The organism is Burkholderia sp. SIMBA_062, assembly GCF_046534765.1.
Classification (GTDB): domain Bacteria; phylum Pseudomonadota; class Gammaproteobacteria; order Burkholderiales; family Burkholderiaceae; genus Burkholderia; species Burkholderia ambifaria.
In genome coordinates this window covers 367,834-389,139 of sequence record NZ_JAWRYD010000001.1, presented here as the reverse complement: position 1 = coordinate 389,139, position 21,306 = coordinate 367,834, and the positions used below count along the sequence as shown (strand labels likewise).

Below are 21,306 nucleotides of genomic sequence, written 5' to 3'. Positions count from 1 at the left end.
GCAAGCCGCCGGCCTGTTCCGGCCGGTGCCCGCGCCTCGTCAGCCGCAGCGCCTGAGCGACACGCGCAGTTCGTCGGCGAACTGCGCACGCTTGTGCTGCGCGAGATGCTGCCCGATTACGACGGTCTGCCCGCGCGATACCAGTCGAATCGGATCGCGTGGCGTCGCACCCGGCTCGACCCGCACCCAGCGCGGGTTGAATTCGATCTGCGTGAACCGCTCCGCATCCATCCGCTCGATCACGAGCCGGTGCGGAAACAGCCTGATGCGCTCGTAATCGACCGCATGACGGGCATAGATCGCAAACGCGACGCCTACCGCCAGCAATTCGATTCCGGTGAAGGGCATGACGAGCCAGGCCCCACGCCACATCAGCAATGCCGCGATCACCAGCGAGAAGCTCGCGAGCGACGCGTAAAACAGCACGAACTGGCGCGGCGACATCGAACAGTTGCGTTTCATGAGCCAGTCTGCGAGGACCGGTTCACCGTTCGTCGTCTCCGCCAAAACCCTCGCTGCTCCCATCGCCGCCTCACGCGAATGGCATGCGATGCATGCCTGCATCGGACTCGTCGGCCCGTATTGCGGGGACCCCGGGACGACAAGCTGACGCATTATAGGCGGGTTCAATGGCATCCACAAGCAAGCGGCTATCGGCCCGCAAGCCAAGCGCCACAAGCTTTCCGGCCGTTTTTCACGTCAATTCGACCCCGCTTTGCGCCGCTAATTTCGGACATAACAAAACCCCTCTTTACCGCTTTACCGATTCTTCGGACGCCCCTTTCCGATATCTTCGATGCGCACGATCCCGTGCCCCTCGGCAGTCGTGCGCGGCACGGCCTTCCACGCGTGGCCGTAGATCACCTCGAACGTGAGCGGAATCGTGCCGTCCGCGCGCCGGCGCGCTTCCAGCGCATCGCCGAGCGCCGCGCGAAAGCGCCGCGTCGCGCGCTGCGGCGCCGCGCGGTCGAACGGATAGGCGCCCCAGCGGCGCACGTCGGCCAGCAGGGAATCGGGTGTCTTGTACGTGACGGTGAGCACTTCCTGGTCCATCACCGGAATCTCGAAGCCGCTCTCGACGAGCATGTCGCCCAGGTCGTGCATGTCGACGAAATCGATCACGCGCGCCGCGGGCGGCGCGATGCCGAGCGCCGCTTCGGCTTCCGCGCAGGCCGCGCGCAGCTCGCGCAACGTGTCGGGGCCGAGCGTGCTGAACATCAGCAGGCCGTTCACGCGCAGCACGCGCTGCCACTCGGGGAACACGGTATCGGGACGCGAATGCCAGTGCAGCGCGAGATTCGACCAGATCAGGTCGAACGCGCCGGCCGCGAACGGCAGCACCGAGAAGTCGGCGTGCGCGACGCGCGGGCCGCGCTGGCCCAGCGCCCGGCCGAGCGACGCGGGTAGCCAGCGGCGCCAGCTCGTCTGCTCGACCTCGCGCTGCCCCGCCCGCGCGAGCATCGCGCCGGACAGGTCGACGCCGAACACCGGGGCTTCGGGAAAGCGCGCGCGCAGCGCCGGCAGGTCGTCGCCCGCGCCGCAGCCCGCATCGAGCACGGCCGTGGGGCTCACCTTGATGTATTCGAGGCGCTCGTTCATCCGCTGCGCGATCTCGCGCGGCAGGAACGCGACCGCGTCGAACGCGGCGGCGCGGCGATCGAAGATCCGCCGCAAACGCCGGGCGTCATTGGCCGGACGGCCGGTTGAAGTCGAAGCTGGGGACATGTCGGGCACACTGGCGAAGAGCCCGAAGTATACTCGCTCGCCTCGCAGCCTTCAGCGAGGCGGGGCCGCCAGGAGTCTTCACGAATGGATCGCCGTTTCGCCCCGCGCCCGATGCGCGTCGTTTTGTCGCAGGCTCGCGCACTGGCTGTGCGCGTCGTCGCGCTCGCGTTGCCGAACCGGTGCGCACTGTGCGGCAATTTGTCACACGCCGTGATTTGCAGCGCCTGCGACGCCGCGTACTGGAATGAAGCGCGACTGCGCTGCGACGTCTGCGCGGTGCCGCTCGGCAGCGGGCGGCCGCGTTCGCGCGGAACCCGTGGCCGGCACGCCGGCGCCGCGGCTTCGTTCGCCTACCGGTGCGATGCATGCCGCGCGACACCGCCGCCGTTCGACGCGACGCTCGCGCTCGCCGATTACCGCGCGCCGCTCGACGGGCTCGCGCGCGGCCTGAAGTTTCATGCACGGCTCGCGCTCGGCGCGGAATTCGCGGCCCGGCTCGCGCAGCGGGTCGACGACACGGACGCGCTGCGCGAGCCGGGCGGCTTCGACGTGATCGCGCCGGTGCCGCTGTCGCACCGACGGCTCGTCGCGCGCGGCTACAACCAGGCGTGGGCGATCGCGCGTCCGCTCGCGCGCCGGCTCGGCGTGCGCGCCGACGCGACGCTGCTCGCGCGCGTGACCGAAACCGCACCGCAGTCGCGGCTCGACCGGCGCGCGCGGCGCGACAACGTGATCGCGGCGTTCGCGGTGACGGACGATCTCGCCGGCCGCCACGTGGCGCTCGTCGACGACGTGATGACGTCCGGCGCGACGCTCGCGGCCGCCGCGCATGCATTGAAGATGGCGGGCGCCGCGCGCGTGACGAATCTCGTTGCGCTGCGCACCGCCAGGGATTAATTAGATAGAGAGGCCGGCCGCCCGCACGCGGCGACGGCCGTCACGAACCGGCCGGCAGGGATGGCGTGCACGTTGCTCCGCCCCGGCCGGCCCAGCCAGACCCAACCATGTTCAACGTCATCCTCGTCGCTCCCGAAATTCCGCCGAACACCGGCAACGTGATCCGCCTGTGCGCCAACACCGGCGCGCGCCTGCACCTGATCGAGCCGCTCGGCTTTCCGCTCGACGACGCGAAGATGCGCCGCGCGGGCCTCGACTATCACGAGTACGCGGAGATGGGCGTGCACCGCGACTGGAACGCGTTCGTCGCGGCCGAAGCGCCCGATCCCGCGCGAATGTTCGCGTTCACGACCCGCGGTTCGGGCCGCTTCCACGATCACGCGTTCGTGCCAGGCGACTGGTTCGTGTTCGGCTCGGAAACGCGCGGCCTGCCGGCCGACGTGCTCGAGCGCTTCCCGAACGAACAGCGCGTGCGCCTGCCGATGCGGCCGGGCAATCGCAGCCTGAACCTGTCGAACACGGTGGCGGTGGTCGTGTTCGAGGCGTGGCGCCAGGCCGGCTTCGAAGGCGGCGCCTGACACGCCCGCCCAGCCGCCCGCGCTAGATGCGCGCGAGCCGCGCGCGATACAGGTCGTATATGTCGGATGAAAAACACGCGAACACCACGCGTGCGAGGTTCGGCGCCTGCGGCAGCATGTCGGCGACCGTGCCGACCGCGATATCGACGGCCTCGTCGGCCGGATAGCGGTATATGCCGCAGCTGATCGCCGGAAATGCGATCGATGTCGCCGCAACCTCTTCGGCCAGCTCGATCGCGCGCCGGTAGCACGCGGCGAGCAAATCGGGCTCGCCGCGCCCGCCGCCGTGCCACACCGGGCCGACCGCATGAATCACGTACCGCGCCGGCAGCCCGTGGCCGCGCGTGAGCTTCGCGTCGCCGGTCGCGCAGCCGCCAAGCGTGCGGCACTCGGCCAGCAGGCCCGGGCCGGCCGCGCGATGGATCGCACCGTCGACACCGCCGCCACCGAGCAGCGAACCGTTCGCGGCGTTGACGATCGCGTCGACGTCGAGCGTCGTGATGTCGACGCGTTGCGCGTCGAGCGTGGTGGAACCGATCCGAAGCATGACACCCTCCCGAAATGCCGGAGACCGTTCAAGCGTAGTGCGCTTTGGCGCCGCCCGCTTTGCGCGAGCGCGCCCGGTCGCAAAAATCGGCGTGCTTCGTCGGTGTTATTCGGCGCGCGCGTCGCGCCGCAGCAGGCCGCTGACCGCATCGCGCGGCGCGACGCCGTCGAACAGCACGCCGCACACGGCTTCGGTGATCGGCATTTCGATCGATTGCGCGCGCGCGAGCGCGAGCACGGCCTGCGCGCAGCGCACGCCTTCGGCCACGTGGCCGAGCGCACCGAGGATGTCGTTCAGCGAGCGGCCGGCCGCCAGTTGCAGGCCGACCGTGCGATTGCGCGACAGGTCGCCCGTCGCGGTGAGGATCAGGTCGCCGAGGCCCGTGAGGCCCGTGAAGGTTTCCGCGCGGCCGCCGAGCGCGACGCCGAGGCGCGACATTTCCGCGAGGCCGCGCGTGACCAGCGCGGCGCGCGCGTTCAGCCCGAGCCCGAGCCCGTCGGCGATGCCGGTCGCGATCGCCAGCACGTTCTTCACCGCGCCGCCGACCTCGACGCCGACCACGTCGTCACCCGTGTAGATCCGCATCGCGCCGTGATGGAACGCGGCGAGGGTGCGCTCGCGGCATTCGGCGGACGCGCTCGCGACCGTCAGCGCGACGGGCAGCGCAAGCCCGACCTCGCGGGCGAAGCTCGGCCCCGACAGCACGCCATTGCTGTGCTGCCCCGGCAATTCGGCCGCGATCACCTGGTGCGGCAGCAGATGCGTGTCGGCCTCGAAGCCCTTGCAGACCCATACGACATGCGCGGGCACGCAGCCCGCGTCGCGCATCGCGCCGAACAGCGTGCGCAGGCCGGCCACCGGCGCGGCGATCACGCACAGCGCGTCGTCCGCGGCGCCGTGCGCGAGCGCGGCGCCGAGATCGGCGTCGTAGCGCAGCGCAGCGGGCAGCGCGATGCCGTCCAGATAGCGGGAATTTTCGTGCCGGGCCTGCAGCCCGGCGATCAGCGCGGCGTCGCGCGCCCAGAGAAGCGTATCGTGCCGCGCGGCCAGATGGCCCGCGAGCGCGGTGCCCCAGGCACCGGCGCCGAGAACGGCTACTTTCATACCCAGCACCGGTCCGGAGTGAAACGTCAGTTCAGCGTCGTGCCGTTCGGCGCGCCATTCGGCGCGCCTGCTGCGCCGGACTGCTGCTGAAGCTGCGCGAGACGCTGCTCGTACAGCGCCTGGAAGTTGATTTCCGCCAGGTGGATCGGCGGGAAGCCCGCACGCGTGATCGCGTCGGCAATGTTCGAGCGCAAGTACGGGAACAGGATCGTCGGGCACGCGATGCCGACGAGCGGGTCGAGCTGTTCGTCGGGAATGTTGCGAATGTCGAAAATGCCGGCCTGCTTCGCTTCGATGAGGAACGCGACCTTGTCCTTCACCTTCGCGGTGACGGTGCCCGACACGACGACTTCGAACACGCTTTCCGCCAGGCGCTCGGCCTTCACGTCGACTTCCACTTCAACCGACGGCATGTCCTGCTCGAGGAAGATCGCCGGCGAATTCGGCTGCTCGAGCGACATATCCTTCAGATAGACGCGCTGGATGTTGAAGAACGGTTGATTTTCGACGTCGGACATGGTGTTTCCCTAAAAGTGGTGACGGGGCGGCCCGGCTTCGCGCCGGCCGCCTCGGTTGGATCCTGCGCGCCCAAGCCACGGCGCGGCCGGCGGCCATTCTGCCCTAATCAGGCTGCTTGCAGAAGCGGCAAGAGGCCGCCCTCGCGATCGAGCTTCGACAGATCGTCGTAACCGCCGACGTGCGTGTCGCCGATATAGATCTGCGGCACCGTGCGGCGGCCCGTGCGCGTCATCATTTCGTCGCGGCGTGCCGGATCGCGGTCGATCAGCACCTTCTCGATCTGCTCGACGCCGCGCAGCTTCAGCAGGCGCTCGGCCTGGATGCAATACGGGCACACCTGCGTGCTGTACATCAATACCTTGCTCACTTCGCCACTCCTTGTTTGACGACCGGCATCCCGGCCTGCTGCCACGCGGCGACGCCGCCCTCGAGCACGTGCACCTCGGCATAGCCCGCCGCCTCGACCTCGCGCGCCGCCTTCTGCGACTGCTGGCCGTTCTGGCAGACGAGCAGCACCGGGGTGCTCTTGTTTTTCGCAACCTGCGCAATTTTCGCGCCGATCTCGCCGGCGGCGACCTGGCGCGCCGACGGCAGGTGGCCGGCAGCGAAGTCGGTCGCCGCGCGCAGGTCGATCACGACCGCGTTGCGGCGATTGATGAGCTGCGTCGCCTCCGCGGCCGACAGGCCGCCGCGGCCGCGACGCAGCGCGGGCCATGCAAGCAGGCCGCCGGAAACCAGCAGGATCGCGATAAGGGCCAGGTTCGTGTAATTGGTAAAGAACGTCACGGAATGTCGCCGGAAAAGAGAAATCGGAAAAGGACAATCCGGCCATTATAAAATAACCGTCTTGCGCGATGGCGGACCCGGGCCGGGTACCGCGCGACGCGCCCCGCTTCCCTATCACTACCGACCGCAAGATCCATGTACAAACTCGTTCTCATCCGCCACGGCGAATCGACGTGGAACAAGGAAAACCGCTTCACCGGCTGGGTCGACGTCGACCTGACCGAACAGGGTCGCAACGAGGCCTACCAGGCCGGCGAACTGCTCAGGGAGGCCGGCTACACGTTCGACATCGCATACACGTCGGTGCTCAAGCGCGCGATCCGCACGCTGTGGCACGTGCAGGACCGGATGGACCTGATGTACCTGCCGGTCGTCCACTCGTGGCGCCTGAACGAGCGCCACTACGGCGCGCTGTCGGGCCTGAACAAGGCGGAAACGGCCGCCAAGTTCGGCGACGACCAGGTGCTCGTGTGGCGTCGCAGCTACGACACGCCGCCGCCCGCGCTCGAGCCGACCGACGAACGCGCGCCGTTCAACGACCCGCGCTACGCGAAGGTGCCGCGCGAGCAGCTGCCGCTCACCGAGTGCCTGAAGGACACCGTCGCGCGCGTGCTGCCGCTGTGGAACGAATCGATCGCGCCGGCCGTCCGCGCGGGCAAGCAGGTGCTGATCGCCGCGCACGGCAACTCGCTGCGCGCGCTGATCAAGTACCTCGACGGCATCTCGGACAGCGACATCGTCGGCCTGAACATTCCGAACGGCGTGCCGCTCGTGTATGAACTCGACGAAGACCTGAAGCCGATCAAGCACTACTACCTGGGCGACCAGGACGCGATCGCGAAGGCGCAGGCCGCCGTCGCGAAGCAGGGCAAGGCGGGCTGACGCCCGTCACGCCGGGCAGCGCGCGTCGCGCGCGGCCTGTCCGGCCCGCCCCGGCGCGCGGCGCGAACCTTCGCGGCCCCGATGCTGTCGAATCCGCTTTCGAATCCGCTGCGCGTCCGGCGGCAGCCCGCCGGGCCCTGGGCCTCTGCACCATTTCCGCAGCGTTCCACTGAGTATTCGGACGAACAGTTATACTTGTCCGCTACATCCCCGCTACCGCCACGCGCTTCCCGACCGCACCAGACTCTCTATGCGAATGAAATTGAAGAACATCGGCCTGATTGCCGCGGGCCTCGCCACGGGCGTGTTCGCCACGCTGCAGGTTTCGGCATCGGCCGAGCAGACCGCCACGGCGCCGCTTCCCCTCGACCAGCTCCGCCTGTTCGCGGAAGTGTTCGGCCAGATCAAGCGCGAGTACGTCGAGCCGGTCGACGACAAGAAGCTGCTGACGGCGGCGATCAAGGGCATGGTGTCGAGCCTCGACCCGCATTCGTCGTTCCTCGACAAGACCGACTATGACGAGCTGCAGGAGCAGACCAAGGGTCGCTTCGCGGGTCTCGGCATCGAGATCTCGCAGGAAGACGGCCTCGTCAAGGTGATCTCGCCGATCGAGGATACCCCCGCGTTCCGCGCCGGCATCCGTCCGGGTGACCTGATCACGCGCATCAACGACAAGCCGGTGCGCGGCATGACGCTCGACAAGGCCGTCAAGCAGATGCGCGGCGAGCCGGGCACCAAGGTCACGCTGACGATCTTCCGCAAGAGCGACGACCGCACGTTCCCGGTCACGGTCACGCGCGCGGTCATCCGGGTGCAGAGCGTGAAGATGAAGCTGCTCGACCCGGGCTACGCGTACATCCGGATCACGAGCTTCCAGGAGCGCACGACGCCCGATCTCGCCGCGAAGCTGCAGGACATCGCGCGCCAGCAGCCGAACCTGAAGGGCCTGATCGTCGATCTGCGCAACAACGGCGGCGGCCTGCTGCAGAGCGCGGTCGGCGTCGCCGGCGCGTTCCTGCCGCCCGACTCCGTCGTCGTGTCGACCAACGGCCAGATCCCGGATTCGAAGCAGGTCTACCGCGACACCTACGACAACTACCGCCTGCCGTCCTTCGACGGCGACCCGCTGAAGAACCTGCCGCCGGTCTTCAAGACCGTGCCGATGATCGTGCTGACGAACGCGTATTCGGCGTCCGCGTCGGAAATCGTCGCCGGCGCGCTGCAGGATTCGAAGCGCGCACAGATCATGGGCAAGACGACGTTCGGCAAGGGCTCGGTGCAGACGGTTCGTCCGATGACGGCCGACACCGCGCTGCGCCTGACGACCGCCTACTACTACACGCCGAGCGGCCGTTCGATCCAGAACAAGGGCATCACGCCCGACGTGCCGGTCGATCAGTACGCGGACGGCGATCCGGACGACGTGCTCGTGACGCGCGAGGTCGACTACACGAACCACCTCGCGAACACGCAGGACCCGAACGAGAAGAAGGAACAGGAAGAACGCGAGCAGCGCCGGATGGATCAGCTGCGCGTCCTCGAAGAGCAGAACGACAAGAAGACGCCGGAGCAACGCCAGAAGGACCGCGATCGCAAGCCGATCGAGTTCGGCAGCGCCGACGACTTCATGATGCAGCAGGCGCTCAACAAGCTCGAAGGCAAGCCGGTGCAGGAATCGAAGTCGCGCCTCGCCGAGAGCACGACGAAGAGCCCGGCCACCAAGGCCGCGACGCCCGCGAAGGCGTCGGGCGCGAAGGCCGCCGCACCGAAGCCCGCGTCGGCACCGCAGTAAGCGCCGGCCGGCATCCGACGGGCCATCGCGGGAACACCGCGATGGCCCGTTTTTCATGCGCGCCTAAAATAACGCTACGTCCGCCGCCTCGCTCACGACTTCCCATGAACGACGATCAACTCCTTCGCTATTCCCGCCACATCCTCGTCGACGAAATCGGCATCGACGCGCAGCAGCGCTTCCTCGACGCGCATGCGCTCGTCGTCGGCGCGGGCGGTCTCGGCTCGCCGGCGGCGATGTATCTGGCGGCCTCCGGAGTCGGCACGATCACGCTGGTCGACGCCGACACGGTCGACCTCACGAACCTGCAGCGGCAGATCCTGCACGCGACGGCCTCGGTCGGCCGCAGCAAGGTCGAATCCGGGCGCGACACGCTTGCGCGGCTGAACCCGGAAGTGACCGTGAATGCGGTCGCGGCGCGCGTCGACGACGCGTGGCTCGACGAACACGTGCCGCGGGCGAGCGTCGTGCTCGACTGCACCGACAACTTCGCGACACGCCATGCGATCAACCGCGCGTGCGTCGCGCACGGCGTGCCGCTCGTGTCGGGCGCCGCGCTGCGCTTCGACGGCCAGATCAGCACGTTCGACTTCCGCGACCCGGCCGCGCCCTGCTACGCGTGCGTGTTTCCGGAAGACCAGCCGTTCGAGGAAGTCGCGTGCGCGACGATGGGCGTGTTCGCGCCGACGGTCGGGATCATCGGCGCGATGCAGGCCGCCGAAGCGCTGCGCGTGATCGGCGCGATCGGCACGACGCTCAACGGCCGGCTGATGATGCTCGATTCGCTGCGGATGGAATGGACGACGATGAAGATCGCGCGCCAGGCCGACTGCCCCGTGTGCCAGGGCCGGCACTGACGCGCGCGATGCATGCGCCGAACGGCGCATGCGTGACGTTTCGCTACTTTTGCGGCGGTTTCACCGGGCGGTACGCGGCGCCTAGGCGGCCGCGTCGTCCGCGCGCGGTTCCGCGACCGCCAGGCGCTTGAGCGCCGCCTGCACTTCCTCGGGCTCGAACGCGGCCAGCACGTCGGCCGTCGGCTTCTCGAGCGCCTTCAGATGCGCGCGCAGGATCTCCTGCTTCACGACCAGCAACTGGCTCGGATGCATCGAGAACTCGGTGAGCCCCATCCCGAGCAACAGGCGCGTGAGCGTCGGATCGCCCGCCATCTCCCCGCACACCGACACCGACACGCCCGCGCGCTTCGCTTCGCGCAGCGTATAGGAGATCAGGTGCAGCACCGCCGGATGCAGCGGGTCGTACAGGTGCGCGACCGCGTTGTCCGCACGGTCGATCGCGAGCGTGTACTGGATCAGGTCGTTGGTGCCGATCGACAGGAAGTCGAAGCGCTTCAGGAACAGCGGCAGCGCGATCGCCGCGGCCGGGATCTCGATCATCGCGCCGAGGCGCACGTTCGGGTCGTACGCGAGCCCCGCATCGTCGAGCTGGCGCTTCGCCTCGCGGATCAGGTCCAGCGTCTGGTCGATCTCCTGCGCGTGCGCGAGCATCGGGATCAGGATCTTCACCTGCCCGAACGCGGACGCGCGCAGGATCGCGCGCAGCTGCGTGAGGAACATCTGCGGCTCGGACAGGCTCCAGCGGATCGCGCGCAGGCCGAGCGCGGGGTTCGGCGCCGTCTCGTAGCCTTCGTCGAGCGCCTCGAGCGGCTTGTCCGCGCCGACGTCGATCGTGCGGATCGTCACCGGCATGCCCTTCATCCACTCGACCGCACGCTTGTACGCGGCGAACTGCTCCTCCTCTTCCGGCATCTCCTTCTGATGCATGAACAGGAACTCGGAACGGAACAGCCCGACGCCGACCGCGCCGGCCTCGACCGCGGCCTTCGCGTCGTCGGGCAGCTCGATGTTCGCGTACAGCTCGATCTTGGTGCCGCACAAGGTTTGCGTCGGCGAGAACTTCAGGCGCTGCAGCTTGCGCTGCTCGAGCAGCTTCTCGGACTGGCGGTACGAATATTCCTCGAGGACGATCGGCGCGGGATCGACGATCACGATCCCCTGGTCGCCGTCGACGATGATCAGGTCGTCCTGGCGGATCAGCGCGCTCGCATGCTGGACGCCGACCGCGGCCGGAATGCCGAGGCTGCGCGCGACGATCGCCGTGTGCGACGTGCGGCCGCCGAGATCGGTGACGAACGCCTGGAACGACTGCGACTTGAACTGCATCATGTCGGCCGGCGCGATGTCGTGCGCGACGACGATCATCTCGTTCTGGCCGCGCGCGGCCGCGCGATCGAGCGCCTGCGACGCGGACGGCGCGCCGGCGAGCGCCTTCAGCACCCGCTCGACCACCTGTTCGATGTCGGCCTTGCGCTCGCGCAGGTATTCATCCTCGATGTCGTCGAAGTGGCGCGTGAGCAGCTCGAGCTGCTCGGTCAGCGCCCATTCGACGTTGTAGCGGCGCGTGCGGACCAGGTCGATGGTTTCCTGCACGAGCATCGCGTCGCTGAGGATCATCGTGTGCACGTCGATGAACGCGCCCACTTCGCTCGGGGTGTCGTCGGTCAGGTCGGCGCGCAGCGCCTCGAGCTCGCGATGCACGAGCTCGCGCGCCGTGCGAAAACGCTCGACCTCGGCGTCGATCTGGTCCGCCTCGATCAGGTAATGGGCGACGTCGAGCGCCGCCGGCGCGATCAGATACGCTCGCCCGATCGCGATACCACGTGAGACGGGAATGCCATGCAGCGTGAAGGACACGCGCACCTCCTCTATACAAGTAAAGCCGCGGCACACCGCTGCGATGCGCTTATGACCCCGGTTAGCGATTATAAATTCCGTACCTCCGTGCTGACTGCATGCACCGCAGCATTGTTCTTTCCGCACCCATGCTCCGGACGAAAAAAATGCCGCGGAAAACGCGGCATTCTGCTCCGAAACGGCAATGATCCCGCGCGGGGATCACTGACCTTCGCCGAATTTGTCCGCGATCAGCTTGAGCAGCGCGTCCATCGCTTCGCGCTCGTCGGGACCTTCGGTCTCGATCGTCACCGAGCTGCCGATGCCCGCCGCGAGCATCATCACGCCCATGATGCTTTTCGCGTTGATCTTGCGCCCGTTGCGCGTCATCCAGACTTCCGACTGGAAGTTGCCGGCCAGTTGCGTAAGCTTGGCCGATGCGCGTGCATGGAGCCCCAATTTGTTGACGATGGTGGTTTCTTGTTGAAGCATGATTCTCGGTCGGGTCGGTCGAGGCCGCCGGCGACGTGCGGCGGCTCGGTCTAAAACGGGGAAAACGGGCGGTCAGTGCGATTCGGTGCGCGGTTGCGGCTCGGGCGGAATCGGCGCGCACTGGCCGCAGCCGGCTTCGGTCGGCGGCGGCGGCGTGCCGGCCGCCACTTCATGGACGCCCTTCGCGCCGCCGGACAGCGCCTTGTCGACGAGCTTGTCGAGCGGCACGGTGCGGTAGCAGACGGCCCGCACCAGCATCGGCAGGTTCACGCCCGCCAGCACGCGCACGTTGTCGAGCTTCGCGAGCTGGCCCGCGATGTTCGCGGGCGTCGCGCCGTACATGTCGGTCAGCACGACGACGCCGTTCTCTTCCCTGAGCCGCGCGAGCTCCGCATGCGCGAACGCCATCACCTGGGTGGGGTCGCTGTCCGCCAGCACGTCGATACAGCCGATGCGCGCGGGCACGCCGCCGTAGATGTGCGCGATGCAGTCCCGCAACGCGGTGGCGAGCGGCGCATGCGCGATGATCAGAATCCCGGCCATGTCAGACCGCCTCCGGCCGCCCCTGGCGGGCCGACGCCCCGCGGCGGGGCCACGAGCATAGCGAGTATGGGAATCGTTTCATGTTCAGCCTTGCAACGGTTTCGGCCCGACCGCCGGGCCTTCGGCGCGCTGGTCGCGGCACCGGGCAAGCGGGCATTGTAGCAGGCCGGTCGAACGGCTCCGGCGACGGGGGGCCTGCGCGGCCGCCGCCGGAATTGCGCGCGAAGCGGGCTACGCGGCCGCCCGCTCCAGCGCGTCGATGAACATCGCGGCGACGTCGAAACCCGTCTGCTCCATGATTTCGCGGAAGCACGTCGGGCTCGTCACGTTCACCTCGGTCAGCCAGTCGCCGATCGCGTCGAGGCCGACCAGCAGCAGCCCGCGCGCGGCGAGCACCGGCCCGAGCGTCTCGGCGATCTCGCGGTCGTGCGGCGTCAGCGGCTGCGCGACGCCCAGCCCGCCCGCGGCGAGATTGCCGCGCACCTCGCTGCCCTGCGGGATCCGCGCGAGCGAATACGGCACCGGCTCGCCCGCGATCAGCAGGATGCGCTTGTCGCCGGCCGTGATCTCGGGGATGAACTTCTGGATCATCAGCGAGCGCGTGCCGTCATGACCGAGCATCTCGATGATGGCGCCGAGATTCATCCCGTCGGCCTTCACGCGGAACACCCCCATCCCGCCCATCCCGTCGAGCGGCTTCACGATCACGTCGCCGTGCGCGGCGTGGAACGCACGCAAGCGCGCGGCGTCGCGCGTGACGAGCGTCGGCGCGACGAACTGCGGAAACTCGCCGATCGCGAGCTTCTCCGAGTGATCGCGGATCGACTGAGGCTTGTTGAACACGCGTGCGCCTGCACGCTCGGCCAGCTCGAGCATCCAGGTCGCCGTCACGTACTCCATGTCGAACGGCGGATCCTTGCGCATCAGCACCGCGCCGAACGACGTCATCTGACGCGATTCATGGGCGCCCGCCTCGTACCACGGATGGCGATGAAGATCGGTCGTGTCGCCGACGATCGTCATGCGCTGCACGTCCGCCTCGACGCCCGAGCCCGTCCATGCGAGCTGGTGCGGCTGGCATGCGTACACCGCATGCCCGCGCCGCGCGGCCTCCGCCATCATCGCGTAGGTCGAATCCTTGTAGATCTTGAAGCGCTCGAGCGGGTCGGCGATAAAGAGAATGTCCATGCGGGTCCTGTACGTAGCGAAGCCGTTACACCTGGATGGCTTCGGGATCGGTCTTTTCCAGTTCGATCGACGACGCGATCAGCGACAGGCGCGCGACGACGCCGTACATGTAGAAGCGGTTCGGCGGCGCGGCGCCCGGCTTCGCGCCGGCGTCCGGCAGCGCGGTGTGCTCGAAGCCGAGCGGCACGTAGTGCATGCCCGGCGCGTTCAGGTTCTGGTCGCGCTCGCGGCCGCCGTGCGTGCGGTAGAAGCCGCCGACCACGTAGCGGTCGATCATGTACACGACCGGCTCCGCGACTTCGTCGCCGACGCGCTCGAACGTATAGACGCCTTCCTGCACGATCACGTCGCGCACCGCGAGGCCGGCCTTCGACTCGGCCATCTGCGTGCGCTCGGCCTTCGACATGCGGCCGATCTCGGCCGCATCGTGCACGGTCATCACGCCGCGCCCGGCGGTGCCCGCGTCGGCCTTCACGACGACGTACGGCTTTTCGCTGATTCCGTATTCGCGGTACTTGCGCGCGATCTTCTTCAGCACGCCGTCGATCGCGTCGGCGAGCGCCTGCTCGCCTTCATGCGCCTGCCAGTCGACGCCTTCGACGTGCGCGAAATACGGATTCACCATCCACGGATCGACGCCGACCATCTTCGCGAACTTCTTCGCGACGTCGTCGTAGCACAAGAAGTGCGTCGACTTGCGGCGCACGGCCCAGCCCGCGTGCAGCGGCGGCAGCAGGTACTGCTCGTGCAGGTTTTCCAGCACGGCGGGAATCCCGGCCGACAGGTCGTTGTTCAGCAGGATCGAGCACGGATCGAAATTCTTCAGGCCGAGGCGGCGCTGCGAACGCTCGAGCGGTTCGAGCACGATCTTCTGGCCGTCGGCCAGCGTGATCGGCGTCATGTCGGTGATGCCCGGATCGAGCGAGCCGAAGCGCACGTTCAGGCCGGCCTGGCGCATGATCGTCGCGAGCCGCGCGACGTTTTCCAGGTAGAACGCGTTGCGGGTCGGCAGCTCGGGGATCACGAGCAGGTTCTTCGCGTCCGGGCAGATCTTCTCGATCGCGGCCATCGCGGCCTGGACGGCGAGCGGCAGCACTTCGGACGGCAGATTGTTGAATGCGCCGGGGAACAGGTTCGCGTCGACGGGCGCCAGCTTGAAGCCGGCGTTGCGCAGGTCCACCGAACAATAGAACGGCGGGGTGTGTTCCTGCCATTCGAGCCTGAACCAGCGTTCGATCGCAGGCGTCGCGTCGAGGATCTTCCGCTCGAGTTCGAGCAGCGGACCGTTCAACGCGGTAACGAGGTGGGGAACCATGAATCACTCGCGAGCGGGAGAATGAAGATTGTAGAGCAATTGCCTTGCCCATTTGGGGATTGTTCCCGGCTTCACAAGGATTTGGAGGAAGTTTTCGGCTATTGACCCGATAGGTCGAAGGGTTATGCGCTGCCGCGACATGCGGCAGGAGAAAAAAACGCCCGCCGGGTGGCGGGCCGAAATCGCTGCGCTCATTCGTGGCGGGCGCCGTCTGCGCGGCGGCCCGCCGTCATCCGTACGACTTATTCGACATGCTCGCCGTGCAGCACCACGTCGAGACCTTCGCGCTCTTCCTCTTCGCTCACGCGCAGGCCGATCGTCAGGTCGATCAGCTTGAGCAGCACGAAGCTCAGCACGCCGCTGTACACCAGCGTGATCAGCACGCCCTTCGCCTGCAGCAGCAGGCTGCCGTCGAAACCGCCGATGTCCTTGACCGCGAACACGCCGGTCAGCAGTGCGCCGAGCACCCCGCCCACGCCGTGCACGCCGAACGCATCGAGCGAATCGTCGTAGCCGAGCTTCGACTTGAGCCACGTCGCCGACCAGTAGCACACGACGCCGGCCGCGATGCCGATCACGAGCGCACCCGTCACGCCGACGAAGCCGGCCGCCGGCGTGATCGCGACGAGGCCCGCGACCGCACCCGACACGATGCCGAGCACCGACGGCTTACCGTGCGTGAGCCACTCGGCGAACATCCAGCCGAGCGCCGCGCAGGCCGTCGCGATTTGCGTCGTCAGCATCGCGAAGCCGGCACGGCCGTCGGCCGCGACCGCGGAACCCGCGTTGAAGCCGAACCAGCCGACCCACAGCATCGAGCCGCCGATCATCGTCAGCACGAGGTTGTGCGGCGCCATCGATTCACGGCCGAAGCCGACGCGCTTGCCGAGCATCAGGCACGACACGAGGCCGGCGATACCGGCGTTGATGTGCACCACCGTGCCGCCCGCGAAGTCGAGCACGCCGTCCGCCGACAGCCAGCCGGTCGGCTCCCACACCATGTGCGCGATGGGCACGTAGACGATCAGCGACCAGAGCGTCATGAACACGAGCATCGCCGAGAACTTCATCCGGTCGGCGAACGCGCCGCAGATCAGCGCCGGCGTGATGATCGCAAACGTCATCTGGTAGACGAAGTAGACCGATTCCGGAATCGTCGTCGCCAGGTGGCTGACGGTCAGCGTGGTCGCCTTGTCGCCCTTCACGTAGGTCATCCCGTGCAGGAACACGCGCGACAGGCCGCCGATGAAGCCGTTGCCCGGCGTGAATGCGAGGCTGTAGCCGACCACCGTCCACAGCACCGTGATCAGCGCGGTGATCGCGAAGCTCTGCATCACGGTCGCGAGCACGTTCTTCTTGCGGACCATGCCCGCGTAGAACAGCGCGAGGCCGGGGATCGTCATGAACAGCACGAGCGCGGTGGACGTCAGCATCCACGCGGTGTCGCCGGCGCTGATCTTCGACGAATCGACGGAGAACGGCGCGGTCGGCGCGGCGGGTGCGGCCGGCGCGGACGCAGCCGCGGCAGCCGATGCGTCGGCGGCCGACGCGGGGGCCGCGGCAGCGGCAGGCGCCGAAGCGTCCGTGGCGGCCGGGGCCGAAGCGGCCGAAGCGGTTGCCGTTGCATCGGACGCCGTTGCGGCGGGCGCGGACGCGGCCGAGGCCGCGTCGTCGGCGAGCGCGGGGCCGACACCGGCCGCGATCAGCGAGCCTGCCATCAGCAGGGACATCAGAAGTTTGCGCATCTCGGGTTTCCTCTTGTTGCTTGTCTTTGTCTGTTACAGCGCGTCTGCGCCGGTCTCCCCGGTCCGGATCCGGATCACTTGCTCGATCGGCGTGACGAAGATCTTCCCGTCGCCGATCTTGCCGGTGCGTGCGGCCCGCTCGATCGCCTCCACCGCCTGATCGACGAGATCGTCGGACACGGCCGCCTCGATCTTCATCTTCGGCAGGAAGTCGACGACGTATTCGGCGCCGCGATACAGCTCGGTGTGCCCCTTCTGGCGCCCGAACCCCTTCACCTCCGTCACCGTGATGCCGGAGACGCCGAGCGCGGAGAGCGCTTCGCGCGTCTCATCGAGCTTGAACGGCTTGATGATTGCGGTAATCAGTTTCATGAAGTCCTCTCGCTGGGTTGTCCCGTCGAATTGGTTGGAATGGTGTGACGGTCTCTTCCCAGCAACTCGCATGCCATGTTTGCGGGAGGACCGTCTCGAACGGCTCCGAAACGGGGGCGCATCACCCGCTGAAAGGTGCGCAAGCCCGGCCGAACGGCCAACGTGGGCCCGGTTTGCTGGCGCGCCGAAAGGATCGTTGCTAGAGTGCACGCACGTCCCGGTTCACCGGGCCATTCACCCATGCGGGCGCCATGCCCGGAATTCGCGCCAGCGGCGCACCATTTCCGGTCATGCGTGCATCATGGGCACGTACGCAACTGAAGATGCACATTTTTTGTGCAAGGAAGGAAATCTCATGAAGCAACCCAGCGATGTTTTCAACGACCTGCAGTCGCGCGTCAGCGATCTGCTGAAAAACTCGCCGGCCAAGGATGTCGAGCGCAACGTGAAGGCCATGCTGTCGCAAGGCTTCTCGAAACTCGACCTCGTCACGCGCGAGGAGTTCGACACGCAGGCACAGGTGCTTGCCCGCACCCGCGTGCGTCTCGAGGAACTCGAAAAGCGCGTCGCGGAACTCGAGCAGAAGCTCGCAGCGCCGCAGGCCTGACGCCCCCTGACCGACAGGTTCGGGCACGGGCCGCCTCGTGCGCCCCGTGCCCGCCACCTTCCTCCGCGCTTCGTCGTCCGTCGTTCTTCGCTGCACCCTCCGCTCTTCGCTGTTCATCGTTCTTCGCAGCATCCTCCGCTCTTCGCAGTCCGTCGCTCTTCGCAGTCCGTCGTTCGCAACACCTCGTTCTTTCCCCGCGCCACGCCGGCAAGCGCGCACCGATTTCTCCGATTCCCGCGGCATGCGGCCCTGAACGGCCGTTGCCCGTCCGATTCATTTACAGGAGCCTCGCCATGTCGCTCGCCGTGGTGCGCAGTCGCGCGCCGGCGGCCGGTCGCGCGCCGGACGTCACCGTCGAAGTCCATCTTGCCAACGGGTTGCCGTCGTTCTCGATCGTCGGCCTGCCCGATCTCGAAGTCCGCGAAAGCCGCGAGCGCGTGCGCGCCGCGCTGCAGAACTGCGGATTCGAATTCCCCGTGCGCCGCATCACGGTCAACCTCGCACCGGCCGACCTGCCGAAGGAGTCGGGCCGCTTCGACCTGCCGATCGCCCTCGGCATCCTCGCCGCGAACGGCCAGATTCCGGCCGACGCGCTGGCCGGCCGCGAATTCGCGGGCGAGCTGTCGCTGACCGGCGCGCTGCGGCCGATGCGCGGTGCGTTCGCGATGGCGTGCGGCGCGGCACGCGACTCGCGCGCGGGTGAAACCGGATCGGGCGTCGCCTCCGGCGCTCGGCTCGGCGCGACGTCCGGCCCGGCGGCCGCGTCGCGCCCGCCCGAGCTGTATCTGCCGCTCGACAGCGCCGCCGAGGCCGCGCTCGTGCCGGGCGTCACGGTATTCGGCGCGCCCGACCTGCCCGCGCTATGCGCGCACCTCGCCGGTGCGCCGGACGCCCGGCTCGCGCCGGTCGCGGCGCCGTGCCTCGACGGCGTGCCGGCGCCGGCCGCCCCCGATCTCGCGGACGTCATCGGCCAGCGCGGCGCCCGGCGCGCGCTCGAAGTGGCCGCCGCGGGCGGGCACCACATGCTGATGATCGGGCCGCCCGGCGCCGGCAAGTCGATGCTGGCCGCGCGGCTGCCTGGCCTCCTGCCGCCGCTGACCGACGACGAGGCGCTGACGTCGGCCGCGCTCCTTTCCGCCAGCCGCCTCGGCTTCTCGCCCGCGCAGTGGCGGCGGCGGCCATTCCGCTCGCCGCATCATTCGTCGAGCGCCGCCGCGCTGGTCGGCGGCCGCAATCCACCGCAGCCGGGCGAGATCACGCTCGCGCACCTCGGCGTGCTGTTTCTCGACGAGCTGCCCGAATTCGACCGGCACGTGCTGGAAATGCTGCGCGAGCCGCTGGAAGTGGGCCGCATCACGATCTCGCGCGCGGCGCAGCAGGCCGATTTCCCTGCCGCATGCCAGCTGATCGCCGCGATGAATCCGTGCCCGTGCGGCTGGCACGGCGATCCGTCCGGACGCTGCCGCTGCTCGCCGGACGTCGCCTCGCGCTACCTGCGCAAGCTGTCGGGGCCGCTGCTCGACCGCATCGACATCCAGATCGACCTGCCAGCGCTGTCGCCGGCCGAACTCGCCGCACGCGCGACGGCGCACGGCGAATCGAGCGCCACGGTCGCCGCACGGGTCGCCCACGCGCGCGCACTGCAGTTCGAACGGCAGGGCAAGACGAATCACATGCTGAGCGGCCGCGAGACCGACGACCTGTGCCGCCCGACCGACGACGGCGAGCGGCTGCTGCGCGAGGCCGGCGAGCGCTTCGGATGGTCGGCGCGCGCGTATTTCCGCGTGCTGAAGGTCGCGCGGACGATCGCCGACCTGGCCGGCGACCCGTTGCCGACGGCCGCGCAGATCGCCGAGGCGATCCGCTACCGGCGCGCGCTCACGGCGCTGTGAGTGCCCTCGGAGGACAAAATCCGGCTGTCAAGACTTGACTTATGCACAATTTCGCGAATCTGGCCCCGGATCGCCGCTCGCGAGTGCGCTGCCATCGCGAAATTCGTATCCCGTTGTTTCTATTGATTTTTCTCAAAGGGCGCGGACGTTGTCAAATGTACCGGAAGGCCGTCCGGCGCGGCTTTGCGCGAGATTCGCCCTACTTTTCAACAAAGTTATCCACATGCGCTGTGGATAGCTGAAAAATCCCCGCAAAATCCGGCGATTAGCGTCGAAAGCTGCGAATGAACTTTCAGTTGTCACGGCGTGTCGGAGCGCCCTCGCCGGCCGGTGTCAGTCCAGTTTGAACGAGCCGAAAAACTGGTCGAGCTGTTCCTGCGCAAGCGGCCCGTCGGCGATCACGACGGCCTGATACGCATGCCGGCCGCGCGCCACGAGCCGCGCAACGATCGTCTTGTGCGCGTGGTCGCCGCCGCTGGCCGCACCCGCGACCCGCAGCTCGAGCCCGTTCACCGCGCCGCCGGCCGCGAGCGGCACCGGCACCGAGGCCGTCTGTGGCGCGCCTTCGAGATTGCGCGATAGCCCGGCACGCAGGAACTCGAGCGCCGCACGACGCGTGTCGTCGCGGTCGTCCGGCAGCGTCAGCGTGCCGACCGCGAACACCGCGCCGTCGACGTGCGCGGCCTGCATCCGCATCGGCATCGGCATCGGCATCGACGCGCCGCCGACCGTGACCGGATGGTCCTCGACGGTCGGCTTCGCCGGCAGGTCGATCGTATAGCCGGCGTCGTTGTGCAGCGTGCGCCAGTCATACGATGGCGAGCACGCGGCCAGCGCGGCGCTCACACATGCGAGCGCGGCGAAGTGTCGCAGCGGACGATAAAAGGGGCGCAACGAATCGATGACTTCCTTCGGCATGGCTGGGATCGGAACAGGCAAAACGCCATTATCCGACGAAGCTGACACCGGGGATCCGTGGCGCCCGCGGGTGCGTACCGTGCATTCGCGCTAAAATGAGCGCCGAATTTCGACGTCCTTTGCATCGATCCGCGTCATCGACCGACTCCGAGAGCACCAGATGAACACCACGCCTCCCGCCCGGCGCCGCACCGGCCCCGCCCGCTATATCGTCGCGGCGGTCGTCGTCGCGGCCATCGCCATTGCCGGCTTCTTTGCGTTCAACGGCAAGTCCAGCGTGCCGGACGCCACGTTCACGCTGCTGTCGGGCCAGAAGGTATCGACGGGCGGCGACCTGAAGGGCAAGGTCTACCTCGTCAATTTCTGGGCGACGAGCTGCGCGACCTGCATGCAGGAAATGCCGCAGATGGTCGAGACCTACAATCGCTTCAAGGATCAGGGGCTGGAATTCGTCGCGGTGGCGATGAACTACGATCCGCCGATGTACGTCGCGAACTATGCGCAGACGCGCCAACTGCCGTTCAAGGTCGCGCTCGACGACGGCAGCGTCGCGAAGCAGTTCGGCAACGTGCAGCTCACGCCGACGACCTTCGTCGTCGACAAGAATGGCAAGATCCTGAAGCGCTACGTCGGCGCACCGCAGTTCGCGGAGCTCGACGCGCTGCTCAAGAAGGCGCTCGACAGCAACGCAGCGTGAGCGCCGCCACTTAA

The 21,306-nt window shown here is 68.0% G+C and carries 23 protein-coding genes; 8 read left to right on the top strand and 15 right to left on the bottom strand.

Going from position 1 to position 21,306, the window contains the following annotated elements:
- Positions 1–39: 39 nt before the first annotated feature.
- Complete coding sequence (locus SB786_RS01795; protein WP_050810734.1) at positions 40–564, bottom strand: DUF2244 domain-containing protein; 525 nt, start codon at positions 562–564, stop codon at positions 40–42.
- A 195-nt stretch (positions 565–759) separates the two neighbouring features.
- Positions 760–1,725 carry a methyltransferase domain-containing protein gene (locus SB786_RS01790; RefSeq protein ID WP_410725910.1) on the bottom strand — a complete coding sequence of 322 codons (966 nt, stop codon included), beginning with the start codon at positions 1,723–1,725 and terminating at the stop codon, positions 760–762.
- A gap of 84 nt (positions 1,726–1,809) precedes the next feature.
- Between SB786_RS01790 and SB786_RS01785 the strand changes: the two genes are divergently transcribed.
- Together SB786_RS01785 and trmL are read left to right on the top strand one after the other, a co-directional pair.
- Complete coding sequence (locus SB786_RS01785) at positions 1,810–2,622, top strand: ComF family protein (RefSeq protein WP_410725909.1); 813 nt, start codon at positions 1,810–1,812, stop codon at positions 2,620–2,622.
- 107 nt (positions 2,623–2,729) lie between these two features.
- The gene (gene trmL, locus SB786_RS01780; protein ID WP_410725908.1) at positions 2,730–3,200 is read left to right on the top strand and encodes a tRNA (uridine(34)/cytosine(34)/5-carboxymethylaminomethyluridine(34)-2'-O)-methyltransferase TrmL; all 471 of its coding nucleotides are present in this window, start codon (positions 2,730–2,732) and stop codon (positions 3,198–3,200) included.
- A gap of 22 nt (positions 3,201–3,222) precedes the next feature.
- Here trmL and SB786_RS01775 read toward each other — a convergent pair whose 3' ends face one another.
- From SB786_RS01775 to SB786_RS01755, 5 genes are all read right to left on the bottom strand, one after another.
- Positions 3,223–3,747, bottom strand: coding sequence for an O-acetyl-ADP-ribose deacetylase (locus SB786_RS01775; RefSeq protein ID WP_410725907.1), 525 nt, complete (start codon positions 3,745–3,747; stop codon positions 3,223–3,225).
- A gap of 105 nt (positions 3,748–3,852) precedes the next feature.
- Positions 3,853–4,851: an NAD(P)H-dependent glycerol-3-phosphate dehydrogenase gene (locus SB786_RS01770; protein ID WP_410725906.1), complete on the bottom strand. Its 999-nt coding sequence runs from the start codon at positions 4,849–4,851 to the stop codon at positions 3,853–3,855.
- A gap of 26 nt (positions 4,852–4,877) precedes the next feature.
- Positions 4,878–5,369, bottom strand: a complete 492-nt coding sequence (gene secB, locus SB786_RS01765) for a protein-export chaperone SecB (protein WP_059512623.1) — start codon at positions 5,367–5,369, stop codon at positions 4,878–4,880.
- Between the two features lie 107 nt (positions 5,370–5,476).
- Positions 5,477–5,737 (bottom strand): glutaredoxin 3, encoded by a 261-nt coding sequence (gene grxC, locus SB786_RS01760; protein ID WP_006752069.1) that lies wholly within the window; start codon positions 5,735–5,737, stop codon positions 5,477–5,479.
- On the bottom strand, positions 5,734–6,156 hold the full coding sequence (locus SB786_RS01755; protein WP_006761223.1) for a rhodanese-like domain-containing protein: 423 nt from the start codon (positions 6,154–6,156) through the stop codon (positions 5,734–5,736). The genes grxC and SB786_RS01755 overlap by 4 nt, the downstream gene beginning before the upstream one ends.
- A gap of 135 nt (positions 6,157–6,291) precedes the next feature.
- On the opposite strand from SB786_RS01755, the gene gpmA reads away from it, so the two are divergent.
- The 3 genes from gpmA to SB786_RS01740 all read left to right on the top strand — a co-directional run bounded on the left by gpmA (position 6,292) and on the right by SB786_RS01740 (position 9,687).
- Positions 6,292–7,038 carry a 2,3-diphosphoglycerate-dependent phosphoglycerate mutase gene (gene gpmA, locus SB786_RS01750; protein ID WP_006752071.1) on the top strand — a complete coding sequence of 249 codons (747 nt, stop codon included), beginning with the start codon at positions 6,292–6,294 and terminating at the stop codon, positions 7,036–7,038.
- A gap of 250 nt (positions 7,039–7,288) precedes the next feature.
- Complete coding sequence (locus SB786_RS01745; protein WP_034177088.1) at positions 7,289–8,830, top strand: S41 family peptidase; 1,542 nt, start codon at positions 7,289–7,291, stop codon at positions 8,828–8,830.
- 104 nt (positions 8,831–8,934) lie between these two features.
- Complete coding sequence (locus tag SB786_RS01740; protein WP_410725905.1) at positions 8,935–9,687, top strand: HesA/MoeB/ThiF family protein; 753 nt, start codon at positions 8,935–8,937, stop codon at positions 9,685–9,687.
- An 81-nt stretch (positions 9,688–9,768) separates the two neighbouring features.
- Here the strand turns inward: SB786_RS01740 and ptsP are convergent, their stop codons facing one another.
- The 7 genes from ptsP to SB786_RS01705 all read right to left on the bottom strand — a co-directional run bounded on the left by ptsP (position 9,769) and on the right by SB786_RS01705 (position 17,178).
- Positions 9,769–11,544 (bottom strand): phosphoenolpyruvate--protein phosphotransferase, encoded by a 1,776-nt coding sequence (ptsP, locus tag SB786_RS01735; protein ID WP_410725904.1) that lies wholly within the window; start codon positions 11,542–11,544, stop codon positions 9,769–9,771.
- Positions 11,545–11,745: 201 nt separating this feature from the next.
- Complete coding sequence (locus tag SB786_RS01730) at positions 11,746–12,015, bottom strand: HPr family phosphocarrier protein (protein WP_006752075.1); 270 nt, start codon at positions 12,013–12,015, stop codon at positions 11,746–11,748.
- A 72-nt stretch (positions 12,016–12,087) separates the two neighbouring features.
- Positions 12,088–12,558 (bottom strand): PTS sugar transporter subunit IIA, encoded by a 471-nt coding sequence (locus tag SB786_RS01725; protein WP_006752076.1) that lies wholly within the window; start codon positions 12,556–12,558, stop codon positions 12,088–12,090.
- Positions 12,559–12,789: 231 nt separating this feature from the next.
- Positions 12,790–13,746: a glutathione synthase gene (gshB, locus tag SB786_RS01720; protein ID WP_410725903.1), complete on the bottom strand. Its 957-nt coding sequence runs from the start codon at positions 13,744–13,746 to the stop codon at positions 12,790–12,792.
- Positions 13,747–13,771: 25 nt separating this feature from the next.
- Positions 13,772–15,061 carry a glutamate--cysteine ligase gene (gene gshA, locus SB786_RS01715; protein WP_410725902.1) on the bottom strand — a complete coding sequence of 430 codons (1,290 nt, stop codon included), beginning with the start codon at positions 15,059–15,061 and terminating at the stop codon, positions 13,772–13,774.
- Positions 15,062–15,303: 242 nt separating this feature from the next.
- Positions 15,304–16,806 carry an ammonium transporter gene (locus SB786_RS01710; RefSeq protein ID WP_410725901.1) on the bottom strand — a complete coding sequence of 501 codons (1,503 nt, stop codon included), beginning with the start codon at positions 16,804–16,806 and terminating at the stop codon, positions 15,304–15,306.
- A 33-nt stretch (positions 16,807–16,839) separates the two neighbouring features.
- The gene (locus SB786_RS01705; RefSeq protein WP_006398175.1) at positions 16,840–17,178 is read right to left on the bottom strand and encodes a P-II family nitrogen regulator; all 339 of its coding nucleotides are present in this window, start codon (positions 17,176–17,178) and stop codon (positions 16,840–16,842) included.
- A 355-nt stretch (positions 17,179–17,533) separates the two neighbouring features.
- On the opposite strand from SB786_RS01705, the gene SB786_RS01700 reads away from it, so the two are divergent.
- The gene (locus SB786_RS01700) at positions 17,534–17,785 is read left to right on the top strand and encodes an accessory factor UbiK family protein (protein ID WP_006489451.1); all 252 of its coding nucleotides are present in this window, start codon (positions 17,534–17,536) and stop codon (positions 17,783–17,785) included.
- A 293-nt stretch (positions 17,786–18,078) separates the two neighbouring features.
- Positions 18,079–19,677 (top strand): YifB family Mg chelatase-like AAA ATPase, encoded by a 1,599-nt coding sequence (locus SB786_RS01695; RefSeq protein WP_410725900.1) that lies wholly within the window; start codon positions 18,079–18,081, stop codon positions 19,675–19,677.
- 333 nt (positions 19,678–20,010) lie between these two features.
- Here SB786_RS01695 and SB786_RS01690 read toward each other — a convergent pair whose 3' ends face one another.
- Positions 20,011–20,595, bottom strand: coding sequence for a hypothetical protein (locus SB786_RS01690; protein ID WP_410725899.1), 585 nt, complete (start codon positions 20,593–20,595; stop codon positions 20,011–20,013).
- Between the two features lie 160 nt (positions 20,596–20,755).
- On the opposite strand from SB786_RS01690, the gene SB786_RS01685 reads away from it, so the two are divergent.
- Positions 20,756–21,292 carry a TlpA disulfide reductase family protein gene (locus SB786_RS01685; RefSeq protein WP_410725898.1) on the top strand — a complete coding sequence of 179 codons (537 nt, stop codon included), beginning with the start codon at positions 20,756–20,758 and terminating at the stop codon, positions 21,290–21,292.
- The last annotated feature ends 14 nt before the right edge of the window (positions 21,293–21,306 follow it).

Excerpts from the sequence above, each read along its gene's own strand:
- SB786_RS01795 (WP_050810734.1), bottom strand. The coding sequence starts at position 564 with ATGCAGGCATGCATCGCATGCCATTCGCGTGAGGCGGCGATGGGAGCA.
- SB786_RS01790 (WP_410725910.1), bottom strand. The coding sequence starts at position 1,725 with ATGTCCCCAGCTTCGACTTCAACCGGCCGTCCGGCCAATGACGCCCGG.
- SB786_RS01785 (WP_410725909.1), top strand. The coding sequence starts at position 1,810 with ATGGATCGCCGTTTCGCCCCGCGCCCGATGCGCGTCGTTTTGTCGCAG.
- trmL (WP_410725908.1), top strand. The coding sequence starts at position 2,730 with ATGTTCAACGTCATCCTCGTCGCTCCCGAAATTCCGCCGAACACCGGC.
- SB786_RS01775 (WP_410725907.1), bottom strand. The coding sequence starts at position 3,747 with ATGCTTCGGATCGGTTCCACCACGCTCGACGCGCAACGCGTCGACATC.
- SB786_RS01770 (WP_410725906.1), bottom strand. The coding sequence starts at position 4,851 with ATGAAAGTAGCCGTTCTCGGCGCCGGTGCCTGGGGCACCGCGCTCGCG.
- secB (WP_059512623.1), bottom strand. The coding sequence starts at position 5,369 with ATGTCCGACGTCGAAAATCAACCGTTCTTCAACATCCAGCGCGTCTAT.
- gpmA (WP_006752071.1), top strand. The coding sequence starts at position 6,292 with ATGTACAAACTCGTTCTCATCCGCCACGGCGAATCGACGTGGAACAAG.
- SB786_RS01745 (WP_034177088.1), top strand. The coding sequence starts at position 7,289 with ATGCGAATGAAATTGAAGAACATCGGCCTGATTGCCGCGGGCCTCGCC.
- SB786_RS01740 (WP_410725905.1), top strand. The coding sequence starts at position 8,935 with ATGAACGACGATCAACTCCTTCGCTATTCCCGCCACATCCTCGTCGAC.
- SB786_RS01730 (WP_006752075.1), bottom strand. The coding sequence starts at position 12,015 with ATGCTTCAACAAGAAACCACCATCGTCAACAAATTGGGGCTCCATGCA.
- SB786_RS01725 (WP_006752076.1), bottom strand. The coding sequence starts at position 12,558 with ATGGCCGGGATTCTGATCATCGCGCATGCGCCGCTCGCCACCGCGTTG.
- gshB (WP_410725903.1), bottom strand. The coding sequence starts at position 13,746 with ATGGACATTCTCTTTATCGCCGACCCGCTCGAGCGCTTCAAGATCTAC.
- gshA (WP_410725902.1), bottom strand. The coding sequence starts at position 15,061 with ATGGTTCCCCACCTCGTTACCGCGTTGAACGGTCCGCTGCTCGAACTC.
- SB786_RS01710 (WP_410725901.1), bottom strand. The coding sequence starts at position 16,806 with ATGCGCAAACTTCTGATGTCCCTGCTGATGGCAGGCTCGCTGATCGCG.
- SB786_RS01705 (WP_006398175.1), bottom strand. The coding sequence starts at position 17,178 with ATGAAACTGATTACCGCAATCATCAAGCCGTTCAAGCTCGATGAGACG.
- SB786_RS01700 (WP_006489451.1), top strand. The coding sequence starts at position 17,534 with ATGAAGCAACCCAGCGATGTTTTCAACGACCTGCAGTCGCGCGTCAGC.
- SB786_RS01695 (WP_410725900.1), top strand. The coding sequence starts at position 18,079 with ATGTCGCTCGCCGTGGTGCGCAGTCGCGCGCCGGCGGCCGGTCGCGCG.
- SB786_RS01690 (WP_410725899.1), bottom strand. The coding sequence starts at position 20,595 with ATGCCGAAGGAAGTCATCGATTCGTTGCGCCCCTTTTATCGTCCGCTG.
- SB786_RS01685 (WP_410725898.1), top strand. The coding sequence starts at position 20,756 with ATGAACACCACGCCTCCCGCCCGGCGCCGCACCGGCCCCGCCCGCTAT.